The sequence below is a fragment of the Oscillatoria salina IIICB1 genome, from assembly GCF_020144665.1.
In the GTDB taxonomy this organism is placed as follows: domain Bacteria; phylum Cyanobacteriota; class Cyanobacteriia; order Cyanobacteriales; family SIO1D9; genus IIICB1.
Map to the genome: position 1 here is coordinate 1 of NZ_JAAHBQ010000162.1, position 3,529 is coordinate 3,529.

Below are 3,529 nucleotides of genomic sequence, written 5' to 3' on the forward strand. Positions count from 1 at the left end.
ATAGCGGTAGCCTAGAAGGCTTTACCCGGGGTTTTACTCCCTATTGAGGAGCGTTTTTATTACGCTCTTAAAAACCCCTTGAAAGTGAACAAGACAGCAAGATTATATAACTACACAGCGATAAAAGACGAATGGCAAGCGTCCGGTGTGCCGGATGAAATTACCCGGCTTAATGTTCGACACATATCCGGTGAGACCCCGAAACAATGGCTACTGTACGGCTACGAGAGGAGGGACATCCAACGCAACAATGGAACCTGGAAGTCGTGGGTTAATAAGGCTTACGGGCATACTGAAGCTGGCGGTTGGTGGTGTGGCACAGTCGATGTGCTGAAGGCTGCGTCCGGTGTGTCGGATACGTTGTCGGACTGGGGATGCTTCAAGCCGTTTGAGCCGCGTATCACTCGTAAACATTTTTTAACGGAACCTGTAGGTAGTGTTAACTCAAAGGTAGAAGAGAATAACACTAAAATCCTCAAATATGAGCATCCGCCAAAAGTACCGACTGAGTTGTTCGCGCTGAAAGTATCCGACACGGTATCCGATAGAATCCTCGGTGTCCCCGGTCTAGCCGACCGCTTCTGGGCAGAGGTGATAGCAAATGCAGATATTCCGTTGGTAATTACCGAAGGCGCTAAGAAGGCTGGCTGCTTACTTTCTAACGGATTCGCATCAGTTGGTCTACCCGGAATTTACAATGGATATCGCAGCGAAAAAGATGCTGATGGCGAGTATACAGGGGAGAGAAATCTAACGCCACAGCTTGAAGTATTCGCCAAACCAGGGAGAGAAATATACTTCGCTTTCGACCAGGATGCCAAGCCAAAAACAAGGAAAAATGTCGCTATAGCTATCAAGAATACAGGGAGATTGTTGGAGGAAAAAGGCTGTAAGGTTAAAGTTGCTATCTGGTCAAGCAAATACAAAGGAGTCGATGATTTTATCGTAGGTAAGGGAATTAAGTCATTTAGGAAAGCATACGATAAAGCGCTTCCTTTAGCTAAATTCTTGTACTTTAACCGACCCAAACTGACTAAACGAATTGACCACCAGCTTAACCAAAAATACCTTGGTGATATTGCTCATTTGTTGGCTGAAAACGAGAGCTATTTCTTGGCATTAAGAAGCGCTAAAGGTACGGGTAAAACTGAAAGCTTAGTTGACGTAATAGAAGCGGCACGTCGGGAAGGGCAGAAGGCGTTGGTGCTTACCCACAGAATCCAGTTAGGTCAGGCACTATGTAATCGTTTTGGCATCGACTACGTGAGCGAGTTTCGCAACTCTGAAACTAAAGGAATATTAGGTTATGGGATATGTGTAGACTCTCTACATTCTCAGAGCCAAGCTAAATTTAATCCAGACGAATGGAGAGACGCGATTGTCATCATTGACGAGGTAGACCAGGTACTTAAACACTTACTTTGCAGCGCCACTTGTAAAAGTAACCGAACTAAAATACTGGCTAATTTTGAGAGAATAATTCGTCAACCTTTTCTGTCAGATACAGGGAAACTAATAATAGCTTTTGCTGATGTTGGAGACAAGGAAATAAACTACTTATCGTCTCTATGTCCTACTGCTGCTGCATCCAAACTGCTAGTTATTGACAACGCATATGTCCCTGAAGGATATGTCTGCTATAGCTTTGAGGGCAGTAAACCGGACAAATTAGTGTTAGAATTGATTGCCGCTATTGAAAGAGGAGAAAAAACATTAGTCCATCTCTCAGCACAGAAGCATGGCAGTAAGTACGGCACTATTAATTTAGAGAAACTACTGAAAAAGAAATTTCCTGGGCTATCCATCTTGCGAATTGATTCTGAGACGGTAGCAGAACCGGGGCATCCTGCTTATGGGTGCATATCTTTTCTCAATGAAGTGTTGCCTAAGTACCAGGTAGTAATCGCTTCGCCATCAATCGAAACTGGGGTATCTATAGACGATAGAGAAGAACATTTTGACAGCGTATGGATGATTGCTCAAGGAGTTCAATCTTGCGACTCAGTTCGTCAAACAATGCGCCGTCACAGGGGCAATATTTCTCGGTATGTATGGGTCAGGCGAGTCGCTGTAAATGCGGTTAGTTTGAGTAGGAAAAGCCCGAAGTTGATAATCTCTAGCCAAGAACAAAATGCTATCTTTAACGCTACCTTCGCGGCGAAAGAAGGAGCGCTAGAAATTGACACCGACTCCTTTCCTGAAGCTTTCAAACTGTGGGCTGAGATATCTTCGGAGGACTCATTTAATGCTTTTAAATACCGGGAGAATATACTGGCTGGACTAGCTGAGGAAGGGCATACTATTAAGCAGTGGGAAGGAAGGAATTCAGAGGAGGAAACTGAGGTAATTAATGAGGAAATAAAAGCAACCAAAGCAGACAGCGAGATTAATTACCAAATAGCGGTATCCGAAGCCCCAGACATCTCGGAGAGTGAGGCGAGAATACTTAGTGATAAAAAAGCCAAAACTGAGCAGGAAAGATTAATAAGTAAAAAAGCAGATTTAAAGGCACTTTATGGGGTAAATGTCACACCTGAATTAGTGGCTTATCACGACTCAGGGAATTACGGAAAGCTGCGAGTGTTGTACTTTCTGACGAATGGAAAAGAGTTTTTAACTAATAGGGAAAAGCGCAAGGTTGATAACTGGAAAAAAAACAGCGACGGCAAGGTATTTAAGCCAGACTTCAACAAAGAACTGCTATCTAATAAGATTAGACATCTAGAGACGCTGATACCGAAGGAATGGCTGGAGCTACCCGACAGAGAATTTCGAGCCTCTGACGATGATTTACAGTCGGTAGCGGAGAAGTATCGGACATACCGGGAAGCCTTTAATAATGCCCTCGGACTAAACTTAGGAATAAACGCCACCAACATTCAGATAGTCAAAAAACTATTCAGCTATATAGGGATTGACTTTTCGCGACACCGACGGGACGGCTCAGGGAAGCGAGAATTTTGCTACCGATTGGCTCCTTTAACCGACTTACAGCGAGAGGTACTTGCCGTGTGGTCACTGCGAGATGAGGTAGCAGAAAAGGCAGCCGTCACAGTAAGTACAAATACTCATAAAACAGGCTCCCCATTGTTAGAAGCTACTCAGGAAGAGGATTCTAGCCGTCACGGTTCGACAATAGTAATTAATAATTCTTCCGAATCACAGAACTGTGACGTGCCAACTCGCGAGATAACCCCAGATGAAGATTTGTGGGAGTCCAGAGGAGAAAAGAGCAAGGCACGAATTGGTGGCAAGTGGTTCAAAGTCATCGATAAATGCTGGAACGAAGGGTTACTGTGGCTTGAGGGGATTATCGATCCGATTTCGATGGATTCTCTCATCCTTCAGTGAGCAGACTGTTGTAATACTTAGCCAGACTCCCATCGGGCAGAAGAAAATCAACGACGAACTGAGAGCAGAATATCAACAATCGCATAAGACCGGAAAGGATAAAATCGAAAAGTTACATAACTCCTTATGTACCTCTAAGCTTGAGAGTGTTTATGCCCTAGTGGAGAAATGAAAAAAA

General features: G+C 44.0%; 1 protein-coding gene. It reads left to right on the forward strand.

The window, feature by feature from the left end:
- Window positions 1–84: 84 nt before the first annotated feature.
- A complete protein-coding gene (locus tag G3T18_RS24655) occupies window positions 85–3,351 on the forward strand; it encodes a plasmid replication protein, CyRepA1 family (RefSeq protein WP_224413241.1) in 3,267 nt (1,088 codons plus the stop codon).
- Window positions 3,352–3,529 lie beyond the last annotated feature (178 nt).